Source organism: Horticoccus luteus (genome assembly GCF_019464535.1).
Lineage (GTDB): Bacteria > Verrucomicrobiota > Verrucomicrobiia > Opitutales > Opitutaceae > Horticoccus > Horticoccus luteus.
The window spans coordinates 2,744,281-2,760,935 of the sequence record NZ_CP080507.1 but is presented as its reverse complement, the minus strand read 5'-3'; the positions used below and the strand labels follow the sequence as shown (position 1 = coordinate 2,760,935).

The following is a 16,655-nucleotide window of genomic DNA, read 5'->3' as shown; positions in this document are numbered from 1 at the left end:
ATGAACGTCAGTGCTTTTTTGCGCGTGCAGCACGACCGGAAGGACGGTGAACGGCACTATGTGGTGCACACGCTCGATCCGACGTTTGCGATGGAGATCGCGCCTGATCTGGCGGCCGCCGACAAGGTCGGGCAGGGCGTGATCAAACGCGTGTGTCTGCCGAATTCGTGGGCGGGCGATTATAATAAATACGCCAAGTTGATGACGGCGGCGCAGGATTTTTTCACGCGCTCGTTCGCGGAGCCGGCGGATAAAACGAAGCCGCGCCGCTTCGACGCGTAGGCGACGGAACGAATGATGCGGGTTGAAGTGAGTTAACTTGCTTCAATTCCTTTTCACCCGGTTCATGCCAGGGGTGAGAAAATGGCTCGGAGATTCGGTCCGGATGGCGGGGGCGTTGTTCTATTGGAATACGCGCAAGACGATCTATCGCCTCAAGCGTGGAAGCGGAGGCTGTCCGTGCCAGAATCCCAGCGACTCGGGGAAGCCGTTGGAGACGGGCTGTGAGGCGGTGATCCATTGGCAGAGGCCGGCGCGTTTTCGACGGGTCTGCCCGCTGTTGCAGCAAAACGACGCCGGCCGATGGGTTTGCAGCGTGGCGGCGGCGCAGGTGCGGCCTTTTTGGGGGCGGGTCTTCGGCTACGTGGGCGGCACGATCGCGCTCCTGGGTTTGACCGCGGCGATCACGGTGTTCGGCGTGATGCGGTGGATCGGTTATGACGTGTCGCCGCGACAGGTGGTGTGGCCGCCGGCGTGGGCTGAACTGCGGACGGTGAGAGCACAGCTCTTCATTCAACAGGCGCGCGATTACTACGCCCATGGGCAAGTGAAGGAAGCGCTCAGCGCGCTGTCAGTCGCGCATGGCCTCGACCGCGAAAATTATCGAGTGGCGATAATGTTGGCGCAGTTTTACCAAGTGGGGAACCCCACGGAGGCGGACCGCATGTATGCTGACTTGCTGCGGGAGCGGCCCGAACACCACGTGGAGACGGCGCGCGTCTGGTTTCGGAGCTTGCTGGCGCGCGGACATCTCCGAGAGATCGGGGATCTGGCGGCCCGACAATTGCCGCGGGAGCCTGGCCAAACGGCGGCATGGTCGCATGCGCTGGTGTTTGCGGCGGAGCGCCTGCAGCGGGCGGATTTATTGGAAAAAGCGGCGGACGACGAAGCCCTGTCGTTGCATGCGCGAGAGTTTTTCTGGCTGGCGGGGAAGGTGCAAACGTCGTCGCCCGACGAGGCGAAGTCGTTGCTCATGACCGCGCCGCTGGTCGCGGATTTTCCCTACGATCGCGTTTATCGGGTGGAAACTTTGATCGCGCTAAAATTTCCCGGCGAGGCGATCGCGTTGCTCGGTGAATTCTCAAGTCAGATGAGCGGACGAGACTTTGCCCGGCTGACGCTCGCGGCGTATGCCGAAGCGGGCGATGAACAAAGGGTGGGGCGGGAGTTTCGAGCGCTGTTGGATGCGAACAAGCCGTTGCGCGCCGAAGTGCTGGCGTTGCTCGCCACCCATCTGGTGCGTTACCCGGACGCGAATTTATTGGCGATGGTGACGGACGCGCTGGTCCGTGTGCCGCCAGACCCGTGGCAGGCGCGGATGGAGGCCTGTCTCGCGGTCTTTTGCGCGGCGGGCGTGCAGAAAGACGGGGACCGAATGGGGCAGGCGAAAAAACAAATGACTGAGATCGTGGGACGAAAGGATGGGGGCGTCACGGTCTTGGAGCGCTTTTTTCTCAGCGGCACGCGACGGCCGCGGCTGGGAAACGCGTTGGCGGAGCAGCAGAATGCCATGTCTCTCGATCTTAATTACGCTTTGTTGGATAAATACTTAATGAAAAATTAAGCGTCTACGAAAGGCCCACGACTTGGATAAAAAATGTTTAATAATAGGGTGAATCGCCTACGTGGTTGACCTCGTCGTGGAAGTGCTCCTCAACCCCGTCGTGCAATGAGACTTGAGCATGCCATTTTTCAGACGCTGCGTGGGATCGCTTTCCGCCTCGGGTGGTTGGCGATCTGCGTCGGCTGGGCCGTGGGCGCAAAGGCGCAAGTCACTCTGACTGAAAGCTTCACGGGCACGAGCGCGCCGGGTTGGTTATTCGGCGGGTCACCCAGCTCAACCAGTCCTTATCTGACGGCTAATACGGTCGATACGGCGGGGAATGGCTGGCTGCGCATGACCGAGAACACGACGAATCAGTCGACGTTTGCGCTGTTCGATTCGGCGATTTTTTCGGTGAACGCGCAGATCCAAATTACGCTGGATTACACGACGTGGAATGGTTCTGGGGCGGACGGAATCACGTTTTTCCTGGTGGATGGCGCCATCGATGCGTCGACGTTTCAGCCGGGCGCGTATGGTGGCTCGATGGGGTATGCGCAAAAGGATGCGGCGGCGGCTCCGCCCTCGGGCGTCGCAGGCATGACGGGCGGATATCTGGGTTTCGCATTCGACGATTACGGCAATTACTCGAGCAACAGCGAGGGCCGGAACGGAGGGTTGGGAACGGGTTTGTTTCCCAACCGCATCGCAGTGCGTGGCCCGGAAAGCAGCGGCTATGAGTTTATCGCGGCGAGTTCGCCGTTGGATACGCTCTTCAGCGGCGGTCAGATGGACTTTCCGACGGCGACGATCCGACCAGACCAAAATGGCGCTGATTACCGTTCTTTCCGGCTGACCCTCGACGCCAACAATCTTCTCACGGTCGAAATGAAATTCGGCGCGACAGGGAGTTACATCACAGCGTTTACCAGCGATTTGTCGTCTTACGATCGTCCCGATACGTTTAAGATCGGTTTCACGGGGGCGACGGGCGGATCCACGGAGATTCACGAAGTGCGCAACGTCGCCGTGACGATGACGCCGTGGCAGCCGGGGTCGTTTGAATGGGGAAATGGTGCCGGCACGACCGATGCCGGGACGGCGGCGAACTGGGTGGGAAACACGGTGCCCGGCATCAATGCCGACGTCCTTCTAGGCAACAAACCGACCACCAACCAGACGGTGACGTTGAACGCCGCCAACACGAAGATCAACTCCCTGACCTTCGATGCGGGGGTCAATTATACGCTCAACGGGACGGGGTCGCTGCTACTGGGCGACACGGCGCTGGCGGGTTTGCCGTCGATTAATGTCAACGACTACAACGGAGCGCAGGCGCAGCACCACATCGACGTGCCGATCACGCTCGCCGAGGAGCTGCGGATCAACAATTACTCGTTCAGCACGCTCTGCTTGAACGGTCCCGTGACGACCGGCGGCAACGACATCAAGTTGAACGGAAATGGCGCGATCAACTTCAACGCCGACATCAACGGGGCCGGCAACCTGATCAAAAACGGAACAGGGACGACGACGATCAACAGCGACAACTCGAACGGCGCGACCCCGTGGACGGGTAACCTGACGATCAATCAGGGCATGGTGGTGGTGACCACGAACGGGGCGCTGGGCACGACCGCAGGCACGACGACGGTCAACAGCGGCGGCGCTTTGGCGTTCCGGGCCGGCGCGGCGGGCAATGTGACCTATACGGCGGCGGAAGCGGTGACGATCAACGGCCTTGGCGTGCCTCGCGGCGGCGAAGGCTACTCCGGCGCGATCTACAACGACGGCGGAAACAACAGTTTTGCGGGCAACATAACGATGGCGGGCAACAGCGGCATTGGTTCGCGGGAAGGCGTGTTGACGTTGAGTGGAAAAATATCGGATGGGGCCGACACGTATAATCTCACCAAGATGGGAGCCGGCGTCGTGGAGCTCACCAATTCGGGGAACGACTGGAACGGTGTAACGCGGATCGAAGGCGGTGCGCTGCGGATCAGCAACAGCGCCGACGCCTTGGCCGGCGGTTTTAGCACCAACGGTTATAGCGGTGGGAACCTCCAGCTCGCCGGCGGCGTGCTGGAGTCGGGCGTAACCACAACATTCACGCGACAATTGGGCATGGGTTCGGACCAAGTGCAGTGGGTGGGCGATGGCGGCTTTTCGGCTTCCGGCTCGGCCAACCGGACCTTCACGCTGACCAACGCAGCGGGCACTGCGAACGGCGCGCTGACCTGGGCGGCGGGGAGCTTCGTGCCGGACGGCCATGCGCTGTTGCTAAGCTCGGACGCCGCGAACCGGATGGTGACGCTCACCAACGCCATCAATTTCGGCGGCGCCAACCGCGAGGTGCGCGTGGCCAACGGTTCGGCGGCGGTGGATGCGACCCTCTCGGGCGTTTTGTCCAACGGCGGTTTGATTAAAACCGGTGCGGGCACTTTGAATATTTCAGGGGCGAACACTTACACTGGTCCGACGGAAATTCGCGACGGCGCGCTGCGCGGAACGATCAATGCGAACAGCAACATCGCCCTCAACGGCGGCGTCTTGGAACTCACCGGAAATATGACGCGCAGCTTGGGCGCAGGGGGCGCCAACTTACAGTGGAAGGGTGATGGCGGATTCTCCGCCTCGGGCGCGAATCGCACTGTCAGCCTGAACAACAACAGCAATGTCGTGAAGTGGGGAAGCACGACGAACTTCGTGGGCGACGGCAAGCGACTCATCCTTGGGTCCAACAGCGCCAATCGCACGCTGACGCTGACCAATGCCATCGATCTCAATGGCGCCAACCGCACCGTGCTGATGCAGCGCGGCACAGGCACCGCCGCGGATGGATTGCTCTCCGGTGTGGTGAGCAACGGCAGCCTGACCGTCGAAGGTAACGGGCGACTGGATATGACCGCCGCCAATACGCTGGCGGGATCTGTGACGGTGAAAGGCGCGGAACTGCGACTGCAGAGCGGCGGCACGATGACGAGTGTGAGCAGCCTGACCGTGCGCGATGGCGGCACGTTCACGTTGGACAACGGGTCAACGAACAACACCAACCGGGTGAAGGATACCGCCACCGTAACGCTGCTTGGCGGCACGCTCAGCCTTTTGGGGCGCACAGGAAATAACGACACGACGGAGACCGTTGGCGTGCTCACGCTCGCGGGCGGTGCCAACACTGTCGTTTCGCAGTATGGCGACAACAAGGGGTCGGCGCAGCTCACCTTCGGCTCGGCAACCGTCCCGGCCACCGATTCGCTGGTCCGCACCGCGGGCGCCACGGTGAACTTCGCGGCGACGGGTGGCACCATGGGCGGCACCGGGGACAACCCGCGCATCAAGTTCGGCAACAGCCCCGCTCTGGTTTCGAATGTGCTCGGTTATGCGACCGTCAACGGCACAGCGTTCGCCGGCTACGGGGCCAATGGCGTGGTGGCTGTTACCGGCACCAACACCGCACAGGGTAGTTGGACGAGCACCGTCAACGCCACGCCGACAGCGGATCAGACCCTTTCAGCCAACCGCACGGTGGGATCGCTCAGCCTGGGCAGCGGCATCGACATCAATGCGGGCGGCTATGCGCTGACCGTCAATAGCGGCGGTTTGCTCACCACGGGCTCGACCGTCAGCCTCATTTCCAATGGCACGATTCGGGCGGGGACCGCGACGGGCGTCTCGGATCTCGTCACGCATGTTTACGGCACGGGCGGACTGAACATCAGCGCCGTGATCGCGGACAACGGCGGCGCCAAAGGTTTAACCAAGACCGGCGATGGGGTGCTCACTCTTTCTGGCACGTCGGCGAATACGTTCACCGGTCCGACTTACGTGAACGACGGGATCCTGGCGTTGAACAAAACGCCAGGCGTCAATGCGATCGTCGGCAACGTGATCGTCGGTGATGGCCGGGGCACGGATGTTTTGCGGCTCGATGCCAGCGAGCAGATTGCGAATACGGCCAACGTCACTCTGCGCGGCGCGGCCTACGGCGGGGAAACCAAATTGCAGTTCAACGGGGCGGGCGGAGCGGGGGTGACGGAGACGTTTGGGACGCTGACGATCGACGGCGTGGCGGTGATCGATTTTGCCGGAGGAAATGTTTGCGACGCCAATTTCCTGTTCCTCGATGACCTGCTGATGGCGACGACGGACAGCATGCTCTACATCCGCAATTGGATCGATTTCTCGGACTTTCTCTTGGTGCGAAACTCGGCGAATTTGGACGACGTGCTGAGCCACATCAAATTCGAGGGCTACGGCGATGTGAGTTACTGGCAGGATTACGATGCGACTTACTCGCGGGTCACGCCGGTGCCGGAGCCTTCGACCTACGGACTCATTTTCGTGGGCGCCAGCCTGGCGTTCTTCGGCTTCCGACGGTGGCGGCAGGGGAAAACGCGCACGGCGGATGCGGCGTAGAACGTTGCGCCGTGCGCGGCAGAACCCACCGCGGCGCGGCTCAGACGGCGGTGCGAGGCGAACCGAAGCGCCGGGTGGCGGCCGCGAGAAAACGCTGCCACTCGACGGGGTTTAAATCGTCTTTGCGGCCGGGCGAGATCTGGCGGTGATCGGTGAGACGATCCAAGGACCAGCGATAAAGCTCCCAGCGCGGTGCAATCCATTCCAGCGCGGAGGCGATCTGTGCATCCGTCAGCGGCGTGCGATAGGTATCACCGGCGAACGCCAGGCCGAGGAGAAATTCATTGGTGCGGGAGCGGCCGAGAAACGTCGACTCACCTGCGTGCCAGGCGAGGCAATCATCCGGCACGAGCGTGCAACGGGTGCCATCGTCATCCACGAGCACGTGATAACTGACCTTGCTGGTGGGATCGAGCATCCGCGCAATCGTGTCGCGGAACGAGAGCACGCTATGGTGGACGACAACGCCCAAGCGTTCGTGGGGCGGCGTTCGCGCGTAATGGGGAGAAGTGGCGTCGAACTCGATATAGGCCATCGGCAGGCGAATTAAGACTGATGCCAAATGAAGACGAGCAGAGAAAGCAGCATCCCGAGGCGAAGCGCGCCTTCGAAGGTCAGAAGCACCAAGGTCCACGCCAAAGTGGTGTTTCGCCGCAGGGTGAAACCGGCCAGAGAAATGGCGAGCAAGCAGACCGCTTGCATCCGTGCGGCGGGCACGGTGAGCAGGAGCAGGAGGACCCAACCGCCGTAAACCATCAGGCCGGCGAGCCAGAGAAATGCCACCGGTTCGCGCGGGCCGACGAGGCGAGGGTCGGCGTTGCGTTCGATTTGCTTGATTCCGAGATAGCGTTCCGCGACGACGAGCTGCGCGACCTCGAAGGCCATGAAGACAGGCGTCAGCAGCACGAGCGGGTTCATGGTGACAACGTAGGCAACGCGAGCGGCGGGGGGAAAGCGCCGAATGGCGCCGGCGGGTGGTGCAGAGTGAGTTTGGGGGCGGAAGCGGAGTGCAGGCAGGACGGCGCTTGCGCACGGCGGCGGGAATACTTCTCTTTTTGCGCGTGAAAATTTACATTGCAGGTGACCGCGGGATGGTGGGGTCGGCGTTGGTGCGCCGACTGACGGGCGAGCCCGGCGTGACCGTGGTGACGCGGTCCCGCGAGAAACTGGATCTGGAGCAGCAAGCTCAGGTGGAGGCGTTTTTCGCGGCGGAGCGGCCGGAGGTGGCGATCATTGCGGCGGCGCGGGTGGGCGGAATTTACGCGAACAAGACTTATCCGGCGGAGTTCATTTATTCGAACATGATCGTGGCCGCGAATGCCATCCACGCAGCGTGGAAGCAGGGGACGAAGCGGCTCTTGTTTCTGGGCAGTTCCTGCATCTATCCGAAACACGCGCCGCAGCCGATGCCCGAGGAGTGCCTGCTGACGAGTCCGTTGGAGCCGACGAACGAGGCTTACGCGATCGCGAAGATCGCGGGCTTGAAATTGTGCCAGTATTACCGGCAGCAGCACGGGGTGCTGTTTCACTCGGCGATGCCGACGAATCTCTACGGACCGGGAGACAATTATCACTTGGAGAATTCGCACGTGCTGCCGGCGCTGCTGCGGAAGTTTCACGAAGCGAAGGAGGCGGGGCGCGCGGAAGTCGTGGCTTGGGGGACGGGGGCGCCGAAGCGGGAGTTTCTCCACGTGGACGATCTCGCCGATGCGTGCGCGTTTCTGCTCACCTTGGAAAATCCGCCGGATTGGATCAACGTCGGCACCGGCACGGATGTGACGATCAAGGAGCTGACGGAAACGGTGGCGGAGGTGACGGGGTTTGGTGGCCGGATTGTCTGGGATGCGAGCAAGCCCGATGGCACGCCGCGCAAGCTGCTGGATGTGTCGCGGCTCACCGAGTTGGGCTGGCGGGCGCGGATCGCATTGCGCGAGGGCGTGGCGCGGACTTACGCGGCGTTTCTCGCGGAGCAGGCGGCGGGGACGTTGCGGGGCTTTTGAGGCGGGCGAGGCCGGAGCGGGTTGGTGCGGCGCGGGCCGCGGCGGGCCAGGGAGGCCGCGGGGTGGGCGGCGAGCGCGGGTTTTTGCGCGGGAGCACGCTGACGACTTGCGGCGGACGACGTTTTGCCACCTTGTCTTCCGTTCATGATCGTTCCTGAGACTTTTAATCACATCGAAAACATCAAGAAGCGCGCCGGGCATCTATGGAGGTTTCTTTGACGTCGAACAAAAGCAGCGCGAAATAGAGGCGATGGAGGCGCAGATGGGTGCGCCGGAATTCTGGGATAACAGCGATCGCGCCCAGAAACATATCGCGAAGCTCAACGGTCTGAAGCGGATCGTGCTTCCGATCGTGAGTTTTCAGAAAAAAGTCGCCGATCTGAACACGTTGCTCGAGCTCATCGAAATGGGTTCGGCGTCCGAGCAGGAGGAGTTCAGTCGTGAAGTGGAAGCGCTCGTCAAGGCGATGCTGCCCGAACTCGACGAGATTGAAATCGGCGCCTTCCTGACGGGGCAGTTCGATCGCAACAATGCGATTTTTTCCATTCAGGCGGGCGCGGGCGGCACCGAGTCCAACGACTGGGCTGATCTGCTTTTTCGCATGTATACGCGATGGGCGGAGCGGCGCGGGTTCACGATCGAAGTGCAGGACGTGCAGGTCGGCGATCAAGCCGGCATCAGCAAGGCGACAATCCTCATCAAGGGCGAAAACGCCTATGGATACGCGAAGGCGGAGCGCGGCGTGCACCGGCTGGTGCGCATCAGCCCGTTCGACTCGAACCAGCGGCGCCATACGTCGTTCTGCGCGGTGGACGTGATCGCGGAAATCACGGACGAGATCAAAGTCGACATCCCGGAGGATGAACTCCGGATCGACGTTTATCGTTCATCGGGCAAGGGCGGACAGGGCGTTAACACGACCGATTCGGCCGTGCGCATCACGCATATCCCAAGCGGCATTGTGGTGGTCTGCCAAAACGAGCGTTCCCAGATCAAGAACAAGGCGAGTGCGATGAGCATCCTGAAAGCCCGGCTTTACGAAAAGCGGCAGGACGAGCAGCGCGCCGAGATGGATAAATTCTACGGGGAGAAGGGTGAGATCGGGTGGGGATCGCAGATCCGCAGCTACGTCTTGCAGCCGTATCAAATGGTGAAGGATTTGCGCACCGGCATCAGCACCAGCGATACGCAGGGCGTGCTCGACGGGGACCTCGACCGGTTCGTCAACGCGTGGTTGCGCGCGGGCTGTCCGCGGCATCGCAACAAAGAAATCCAGATGGAGGAATAAGCTGTCATGCCGCTCGCTTACGAGTCCCTCCGATCCGCCCTGGCGGCGCAGCCCCTGTTCGAGGACAAGAGCTGGCAGCTCTCGCCCGAGGCATGGCCGCTCACGCCGGAGCAGGTGGGGGAACTCGAGGCGATCGGCGCGGCGTGCGTGGAGTTTCACCAGGCGTTGGAGACGCTTTATCTGCGGGCGGCGGCGGACAAAAATCTGCTGCGCAACAAAACTCTGCGCGCACCGTGGGTGGCGGAATATCTCGATCGCGGCAAACCCGCGGCGTTGATCGCGCACGCGCGCGATCCGCGCAACCGCGGGACGTTGCCGCCGGTGCTCCGTCCGGACCTGTTGTTGACCGACGATGGGTTCGCGTTGACGGAACTCGATTCGGTGCCGGGCGGCATCGGTCTGACGGGTTTTTTGAACCGGCTCTATGCCAGCGAAGGGGCGGTGCTCGGCGCGGATGACCGGATGGTTCTGGGGTTTTATGAAACGCTCGCAGCGTTGCGGCCGGCGGAGCGCAATCCGCTGATCGCGCTGGTGGTGAGTGATGAGGCGGCGACCTACCGGCCCGAAATGGAGTGGCTAGCGACGCAGCTGCAGTTGCGCGGCAAGCGCGTGTTTTGCCTGCGCCCGGAGCAGTTGTTTCCGCTGGAGAACGCGTTGTTTTTCGACGCCGACGGAAATCCGGAAAAGATCGATGTGATTTATCGTTTCTTCGAACTGTTCGATCTGCCGAACATTCCCGTGGAGCGCTATATTTTCACGGCGTGGGAGGCGGGTGAACTTGCGCTCGCTCCGCCGCTGCGGCCGTTCCAGGAGGAGAAGCTGGCGCTCGCGCTTTTTCATCACCACCGGTTGCAAGACTTCTGGGCGGAGAACGTGAGTGGACGCGCTTTGACGTTGTTGCGGGCTTTGATTCCGCAGTCGTGGGTGCTGGATCCGGCGCCATTGCCGCCGGGCGCGGTGCTGGATGGTCCGCGCGTGGGTGGCCGGGCGCTGGCTGACTGGCGCGACTTGATCAACGCCTCGCAGAAGGAGCGCGACTTGATCATCAAGATCAGCGGTTACCACGAGACCGCGTGGGGTGCCCGCAGCGTCGTGCTCGGGAGCGACTGCTCGCGCGAAGAGTGGCAACAGGGCGTGGAGGCCGCCATGGCGGACGCGGCGACGAATTTGCATTTGCTCCAGATTTACCGGAAACCGCGACGGGTGCGGCACCGCGTTTATAGCAACGACGGCGCGGAAGTGAAGGAAGTCGATGGGCGGTTGCGGTTGTGTCCCTATTACTTCGTGCGGGGCGGCAAGGCACAGTTGAACGGGGCGCTCGCGACGTTTTGCCCGCCGGATAAAAAGATCATCCACGGCATGCAGGATGCCGCGTTGCTGCCGTGTCGGATCGCCAGCGTGACGAGCTGAGGAACGGCCGCGGGCGCGCGCCGGCGTGGGCGCGTTCGAGGCCTTGCGCTCGGGGGCGGAATTATCCTTAAGACCGACGTGCTTCCGATTGCTGCCTTTCGTCGAGTGATGCGTGCGCTGACGACGTTTTGGCGTGCGTGGAGTGCGGCACTCGTGCTGCTGGGCGCGAGCAGCGCGGCGGTGGCGATGGCGGCCGCCGACGGGGCAACGTTGAGCGAGCAGGCGGCGCACGGAGATGTCGAAGCGATGGAGGCGCTCGCGGCGAGTTATGAGAACGGTGAAGGCGTTGCGCCGAATCAGGCGGAGGCGCTGCGGTGGTATCAACAGGCGGCGCAGCGAGGCAGTGCGCGCGCACAATTTTCGTTGGGGATGATTTATGAGCTCGGGCGGGGCGTGCCGGTGGATTTGACGGCGGCGTTTCGCTCTTACCGCCAGGCAGCGGAGCAGGGATTTGCGCCGGCGCAGTTCAACGTGGGCAACATGTATGCGAAGGGCGCGGGCGTGAAAGCGGATGCATTCGAGGCCATGCTGTGGCTGCGCCAGGCGGCGGATCAAGGGCTGCCGGAAGCGGAATACAATCTGGGACTGGCGTATGAAACCGGCGCGGGAATCACGCGCGACGAAGCGCAGGCCCGGCAGTGGTATGGCCGGGCGGCTGCGCAAGGCTACACGGAGGCGCGCTACAATCTGGCCTTGATGCTCGAGGAGGGACGCGGCGGAGCGGCGGATCTGGCGCGGGCCTTGGGATGTTACCGGGAGGCGGCGCGCCAGGGGTATCCTCCGGCGCAAAACAACTACGGCATCATGCTGGCGGAAGGTCGCGGCGCGGCGGCCGATCCGGTGGAAGCGTTCGCGTGGATGACGCTCGCGGCGCAAAATGGCGGGCCGACGGCCGCGCGAGCACTGCTCGCCCCGCGCCTTGATGAGACGCAAAAGCTCGCGGCCCAAAAGCGAGTCGCGGTCTTGCGCGGAGAATTGACGATGTCGGCGCCCGCTCACTCGGTGTCGTCGGAGGAGCCGGCCCCGACGGGGCGGGTGGAGCAACTGGAACGCGATTTGGCCGAGCAACGCGTGGCCCGCGGGCAATTGTCGGAATTGCGCGGAGCCCTCCAACGGGCGCAGGAAGAGCGCGACGCGCTCAGGAATGAACGCATGCGCTGGCAGCACGCCGCGGAGGATGCCACCCGAGAGGCGAAAGCGGCAGCGGCGCGAACGACCGAGGAGCAGGACGCCAGCGCTGGCATGTTGAGCGCGGCTCGACATGAAAACGTTGAATCCGCGGCGAAAGTCGCGGAGCTGCAGGGGCAACTCACTGCGGCTCGTCAAGCAATTGCAGGTTGGGAAGGCGACCAACAGCGGGCGGCAGCCGAAATCGCGCGCTTGGAGCGGAAGTTAAAAGGAGCGCAGACGCCGGCCAGCGCGGCGTCGGAAGACCCGAAAGTGCGCCAGGAAATGGCAGCGTTGCGCGCGGTGAACGAACGATTGGCCCAGGAGAATCGGACGTTGCAGGCGGCCGAAGTTGCTGCGCGCAAGTCCGCCACCGTGCGCGCGGAGGCGGAGGATCGCGCCAAAGCGGAAGACGCCAAGGCGGCGGAAGACAAAATCCGCCAATTGAAGGACCGGCTCGCCGTCGCGGAACGAAACGCGGCGGGAGCCACACAGGCGCGACAGGCGCTCGCGCTGGAAAAGGCGGCGCTCGAACAAAAGCTGGCCGCGGCGGAGCGAACGAAGAGCGAAGCAGTTGTTCCGCGCAGCCAACTCGACGAGGCCGCGCGGCAATTGAGAGAGGCGCGCGATGCGCTCAATAAAGCGAGGCGCGACTATTATGCGGCGCAAGCGGAGCTTGAGGCAGGCCGCGCAGATTGGGCGCGGCAGAAGGAGCTGCTTTTTGAGAGAATCGCGACTGCGGAGAAGGCGGCCCAGCAGGCGGCCCAGCGCGCGGGGCGACCGACGGAGGCTGCGAAACCGGGCACGGCGAACGGGGCGCCGCCGTCAGCGGCCGGGCAGCGGTGACGCTTCGGCCTCGCTGGACTGATGGCGGGCGCGGAATTCGTCGAGCATCACAGTCTTTCCCGTGAGGCGGGATTCTTCGGCCGCGAAGCCCATGGCGTGGCTCTCGACGGAGCGTTGCAGCGAGGAGCGCATGCTCGCGGGATCGGGTTGCCGCCACTCGCCGGGGAGGGCATCAATCAATCCGGCGTCGCCGCCGAAATGACCGGAGTAGCCACCGGTGGGTTCTTCGATGTTGATGCGCTCGGTCGTGCCGGTGAGGTGGTGTTCGACGATGATATCCGCGCCGGTGTGACGGCGCACGGCGTCGCCCGCATAAAGGACACCGCGGGTGCCGCGGATGGAGATCTCGCGGCCGCGACTGAACGCCGTCATCGTGAACGTGGCGACGATGCGATTGGCGAAGGTGAGGTTGACCGTCTGGCGGTCGACGGCGGTGTTGTCGCAGCGATAGACACAGCGGCTCCACGGGCTGTGGGCGAGCCACGCGGTGAGCTCGCTGTCGGTGGCGGTATCATGGCGATCGCAGATCCATTGGAGCCAAGGGCGCTGGGGTCCGAGATAGCGATGAGCATCGTAAAGACAATCGGCGGCGACGGGGCAGCCGTCAGTGCAGCGAGCGGGAGCGCCCGCAGGAGCGTGTTGCGCGTTGAAATAAGAGAGCGAACCGAAGCTGGAAACGGCTTCGCAAGGGGCGTCGGCGAGCCACGAAATGATGTCCATATCGTGGCAGGATTTCGCGATGATCATGGGACTCGATTCGGCCGTGACCGCCCAATGGCCGCGGACGAAGGAGTGGGCCATGTGAAACATTTCCACGCCTTCGATGGCGTCGATTGTCGCGACTTCGCCGAGGACGCCGGTGGCGAGGAGTCGCTTGATCGTCGTATAAAAAGGCGTGTAGCGCAGGACGTGGCAGATGAGGACGCGACGGCCGAGGGCGACGGCGGCGGCATTAACCTCAAGGACGTCGCGGAAGCGCGTGGCGACAGGTTTTTCCAGCAGCACGTCGTAGCCGGCGCGCAGCGCGGCGAGGCAGGGGGCGACGTGGAAGTTGTCCTGCGTGGCGATGATCATCACGTCCGCAAGGCGGCCGGCGGAGAGCAGGGCGGTGTCGTTGGGAAAGCCGCGAAAGGCGGCGTTGCCGGAGAGCGCGCGCAGGCGCTCGACGCGTGCAGGATTGGGATCGGCGGCGGCGACGACGCGGAAGAGATCGGGGCGCCGGGCGGCGAGGGAGGCGTAAATTTGCGCGCGGGAGCCACAGCCGATGGCGGCCAGGGTGAGCGGGGTTTTCGGCATGCGGGCCGCTACTGTGCAAAAAAAAAGCCGCGCGGAAAGCGCGGCGTGTAAAGAAGAGCCGGGCCCGCGCCACTCAGGCACTGCGCGGATGCGGGAGAAGATTCGTGAAGTAGTGCTCCATGATCCGGGTTTCGAGATCGACGCGCGAAATCTCGCTCGCGAGCCCGGACGGTTGACCGTCAGGAAGGACATAGCGCCACGAGGGCTGGCCCGCCGGGCTTTCGAAGAAAACGACCTGCCCGGCCGGGGCGCTGCCGGAACCGACATGCACATCCAGCAGCGCGCGCGACGTCGCCGCGACGGCGGCGGGCGTCGCCACGTTCGCGCTGCTGAAGCGGATGAGTTGCAGCGGGGCGCTCAAGCGACGGCGAATTTGGCCGCCGCGGGTTGGGCGGCCGGGGCCGCACCCTCGTTGCCAAGATGCGAGAAAAACGCGTCGCGACGGAGGCGGGCTTCCATGAGATCCTTGGTCCCAAGCGAGCGGCGAACGCGTTCTTTGGTGAACGGCGTGGGATAGGTGGTGTAATGCAGGAACCACGTGCCGTTGTTGTTCCACAAGTGGTGGTTCTCATTCCCGTTGGTGCGACGGGCGGAGGGGAGGACGGTGACTTTTGACATGATGCGTGACGATCGAGGGTGGGCGCATCAGAAGCTGGAAAACAAAAAGCCGACCTAAAGCATCAGGTCGGCGTTCGTCTTCGGGAGCGTTTTGGTTCGAGCCCCTTGCGGGTCCCGCACATCCGAGCTTTCGCTCGATCCACCGTGGCCGCTCCCGGCCCGGTTGGCAGAATCGGCTTTTGAGGACCGACTCGTTCCTGATGCGTCGGGCAACATGACACGGGTGCCCGACGCGTCCAGAATTTTTTTTGTCATAACCGCAGTCGGACGGATCGGCGCGGACCTGTCCGACTGGGCGACGACATTGTTACGGCATTTCGTAGATTTCAACCAGACCCACGCCGGTGGAGTTGTTCACGCCCGAGACTTGGACGGTGTAAACGCCGGGGTCGAGGGTGACGATGATCGCGGCGTCTTTGCTACCGGCGTCGAGCGGAAACGCGCCGGTGGTGGTGAACGCATCGGTCAGCGTCGTGGAACCATCCCAATCGTTGTTTTCGGTGACGAGGGTGCTGCCGGAATACACTTGGAGTTGCGGATTGGCGAGCGTGCCGGTGACGCCGTAGGTGGCCAGTTTGGGGCCGACGCCGCGGAGGAGCAGGCGCTTGGGGGAGCTGCCATTGATCACGAAGCCCGCGATGAGGATATTGTTACCGGTGCCGACTTGCGCTCGGGCGGAGAGATTACTGAGGCGCCCGGCGGGGCTGGGCGGCGTCGTCACGGCGGCGTCGGCGTCGTAGATTTCGCCGAGGACGATGCCACTGCCGCCGGTGAGTTGCACGGTGTAGGGCTTCGCGGGCAGCAGGGTGAGAGCGGCGGAATCCTTGCTGGCATCGGGCAGCGGGTAGGCGCCGAGCGTGGTGAACGCGTTCTTCAGGGTGGTGGTGCCGCCCCAGTTGTCGTTGGAAGCGACAATGGTGGTGCCGTCATACACTGCGAGTTGCGGGTCAGCGAGCGCGCCGGGCACGCCGAGGCTGGTCAGCGTAGGCCCGAGGGCGCGGACGAGGAGGTTTTTACTGCCGTTGGCAGTGACAAAGCCGATGATGACCGTTTGCGACCCGGAGCCTGCGCCGATGCGCACGGAAAGGTTGGAGAGCGTGCTGTCCGGACCAGCCTGCCCGGTGGTGCCGCTGATGCTCAGGCGCATGATATCATACGAACCGTTGGGAAGCGTCTTCGCGTCGACCCACGCCGCCTGATTGAGCTGCGACGGCGAGCCGGTGTAAGTGCTGAACTGCGCGCCGTTGGGGAAGTCGGCTTGGTCGTGCCAAGGACCGTCGGCCGTGCTCGTATAACTGACGACAGCCTGCCCGGCCGACGTATAGAAGACGACAAAGTAAACGGTGGACGGAGCGAGCGTCACGGAACCGGTAAAGGTATTCAATCCGTGCACAGCGGCCCCGGTGGCGTTGAAGGTGGCGAGCAATGAACCCGGATGGCCGCCGCTTTCGCTGAAAACATACAGAGCGGGCTGCGATGCGGGTGATTGACTCACGGCGGCGAGCTGGAGCGTCATTTGCGTCACCGTAGCGGAGGCGCCGGGGCCGGTCTTGATGGGCTGGGCCATGTAGGTGTATTCGTCAGGTGCCGTCCAGACCAAGGTCTGCGCATGCGAAGCGCCGTCGTAGTAGACATCGAGGGCGAGTGCATGGGATGCGAATAGGAGAGCCGCACAGGCGGCGAGGATGCGGGAGGCGCAATTCATAGTGGTAAATGGGATGAAATGAGGGCAGGCGAGACCCACCTCATCCCGACCAGTTCCCGACATTCCCGTTGGCTCCGCCGCAGCAAA

The 16,655-nt window shown here is 63.3% G+C and carries 13 protein-coding genes; 7 read left to right on the top strand and 6 right to left on the bottom strand.

Annotated elements, in window-relative coordinates; translation table 11 throughout:
• The 3 genes from K0B96_RS11290 to K0B96_RS11280 all read left to right on the top strand — a co-directional run bounded on the left by K0B96_RS11290 (position 1) and on the right by K0B96_RS11280 (position 6,238).
• The gene (locus K0B96_RS11290) at positions 1-282 is read left to right on the top strand and encodes a hypothetical protein (protein ID WP_220161004.1); all 282 of its coding nucleotides are present in this window, start codon (positions 1-3) and stop codon (positions 280-282) included.
• A 73-nt stretch (positions 283-355) separates the two neighbouring features.
• Positions 356-1,843 (top strand): tetratricopeptide repeat protein, encoded by a 1,488-nt coding sequence (locus K0B96_RS11285; protein WP_220161003.1) that lies wholly within the window; start codon positions 356-358, stop codon positions 1,841-1,843.
• A 105-nt stretch (positions 1,844-1,948) separates the two neighbouring features.
• Positions 1,949-6,238: an autotransporter-associated beta strand repeat-containing protein gene (locus tag K0B96_RS11280; RefSeq protein ID WP_220161002.1), complete on the top strand. Its 4,290-nt coding sequence runs from the start codon at positions 1,949-1,951 to the stop codon at positions 6,236-6,238.
• Between the two features lie 40 nt (positions 6,239-6,278).
• Here K0B96_RS11280 and K0B96_RS11275 read toward each other — a convergent pair whose 3' ends face one another.
• Together K0B96_RS11275 and K0B96_RS11270 are read right to left on the bottom strand one after the other, a co-directional pair.
• Positions 6,279-6,773, bottom strand: coding sequence for an N-acetylmuramoyl-L-alanine amidase (locus K0B96_RS11275; protein ID WP_220161001.1), 495 nt, complete (start codon positions 6,771-6,773; stop codon positions 6,279-6,281).
• 11 nt (positions 6,774-6,784) lie between these two features.
• Positions 6,785-7,156, bottom strand: coding sequence for a hypothetical protein (locus K0B96_RS11270; protein ID WP_220161000.1), 372 nt, complete (start codon positions 7,154-7,156; stop codon positions 6,785-6,787).
• Positions 7,157-7,299: 143 nt separating this feature from the next.
• Between K0B96_RS11270 and K0B96_RS11265 the strand changes: the two genes are divergently transcribed.
• The 4 genes from K0B96_RS11265 (at position 7,300) to K0B96_RS11250 (ending at position 12,949) form a co-directional block, all read left to right on the top strand.
• A complete protein-coding gene (locus tag K0B96_RS11265) occupies positions 7,300-8,238 on the top strand; it encodes a GDP-L-fucose synthase family protein (protein WP_220160999.1) in 939 nt (312 codons plus the stop codon).
• A 144-nt stretch (positions 8,239-8,382) separates the two neighbouring features.
• Positions 8,383-9,526, top strand: a protein-coding gene (prfB, locus tag K0B96_RS11260; protein WP_220160998.1) for a peptide chain release factor 2 whose coding sequence is annotated in 2 segments (ribosomal slippage) — positions 8,383-8,454 and positions 8,456-9,526 — 1,143 coding nt in all. Because the reading frame shifts where the segments join, the coding sequence is not laid out codon by codon here.
• A 6-nt stretch (positions 9,527-9,532) separates the two neighbouring features.
• On the top strand, positions 9,533-10,936 hold the full coding sequence (locus K0B96_RS11255) for a hypothetical protein (protein WP_220160997.1): 1,404 nt from the start codon (positions 9,533-9,535) through the stop codon (positions 10,934-10,936).
• A 108-nt stretch (positions 10,937-11,044) separates the two neighbouring features.
• A complete protein-coding gene (locus tag K0B96_RS11250; RefSeq protein ID WP_220160996.1) occupies positions 11,045-12,949 on the top strand; it encodes a tetratricopeptide repeat protein in 1,905 nt (634 codons plus the stop codon).
• Here the strand turns inward: K0B96_RS11250 and K0B96_RS11245 are convergent.
• The 4 genes from K0B96_RS11245 to K0B96_RS11230 form a co-directional block, all read right to left on the bottom strand.
• Positions 12,929-14,245, bottom strand: a complete 1,317-nt coding sequence (locus tag K0B96_RS11245; RefSeq protein ID WP_220160995.1) for a Gfo/Idh/MocA family protein — start codon at positions 14,243-14,245, stop codon at positions 12,929-12,931. The genes K0B96_RS11250 and K0B96_RS11245 overlap by 21 nt on opposite strands.
• A 73-nt stretch (positions 14,246-14,318) precedes the next feature.
• Complete coding sequence (locus tag K0B96_RS11240; protein WP_220160994.1) at positions 14,319-14,606, bottom strand: hypothetical protein; 288 nt, start codon at positions 14,604-14,606, stop codon at positions 14,319-14,321.
• Positions 14,603-14,863, bottom strand: a complete 261-nt coding sequence (locus K0B96_RS11235) for a hypothetical protein (RefSeq protein ID WP_220160993.1) — start codon at positions 14,861-14,863, stop codon at positions 14,603-14,605. Before K0B96_RS11235 ends, K0B96_RS11240 begins: the two co-directional genes overlap by 4 nt.
• 307 nt (positions 14,864-15,170) lie before the next feature.
• Positions 15,171-16,568: a choice-of-anchor R domain-containing protein gene (locus tag K0B96_RS11230; RefSeq protein ID WP_220160992.1), complete on the bottom strand. Its 1,398-nt coding sequence runs from the start codon at positions 16,566-16,568 to the stop codon at positions 15,171-15,173.
• Positions 16,569-16,655: the final 87 nt, after the last annotated feature.

Coding starts and splice junctions, on each gene's coding strand:
- K0B96_RS11290 (WP_220161004.1), top strand. CDS start 1: ATGAACGTCAGTGCTTTTTTGCGCGTGCAGCACGACCGGAAGGACGGT.
- K0B96_RS11280 (WP_220161002.1), top strand. CDS start 1,949: ATGAGACTTGAGCATGCCATTTTTCAGACGCTGCGTGGGATCGCTTTC.
- K0B96_RS11275 (WP_220161001.1), bottom strand. CDS start 6,773: ATGGCCTATATCGAGTTCGACGCCACTTCTCCCCATTACGCGCGAACG.
- K0B96_RS11270 (WP_220161000.1), bottom strand. CDS start 7,156: ATGAACCCGCTCGTGCTGCTGACGCCTGTCTTCATGGCCTTCGAGGTC.
- K0B96_RS11255 (WP_220160997.1), top strand. CDS start 9,533: ATGCCGCTCGCTTACGAGTCCCTCCGATCCGCCCTGGCGGCGCAGCCC.
- K0B96_RS11250 (WP_220160996.1), top strand. CDS start 11,045: ATGCGTGCGCTGACGACGTTTTGGCGTGCGTGGAGTGCGGCACTCGTG.
- K0B96_RS11245 (WP_220160995.1), bottom strand. CDS start 14,245: ATGCCGAAAACCCCGCTCACCCTGGCCGCCATCGGCTGTGGCTCCCGC.
- K0B96_RS11235 (WP_220160993.1), bottom strand. CDS start 14,863: ATGTCAAAAGTCACCGTCCTCCCCTCCGCCCGTCGCACCAACGGGAAT.
- K0B96_RS11230 (WP_220160992.1), bottom strand. CDS start 16,568: ATGAATTGCGCCTCCCGCATCCTCGCCGCCTGTGCGGCTCTCCTATTC.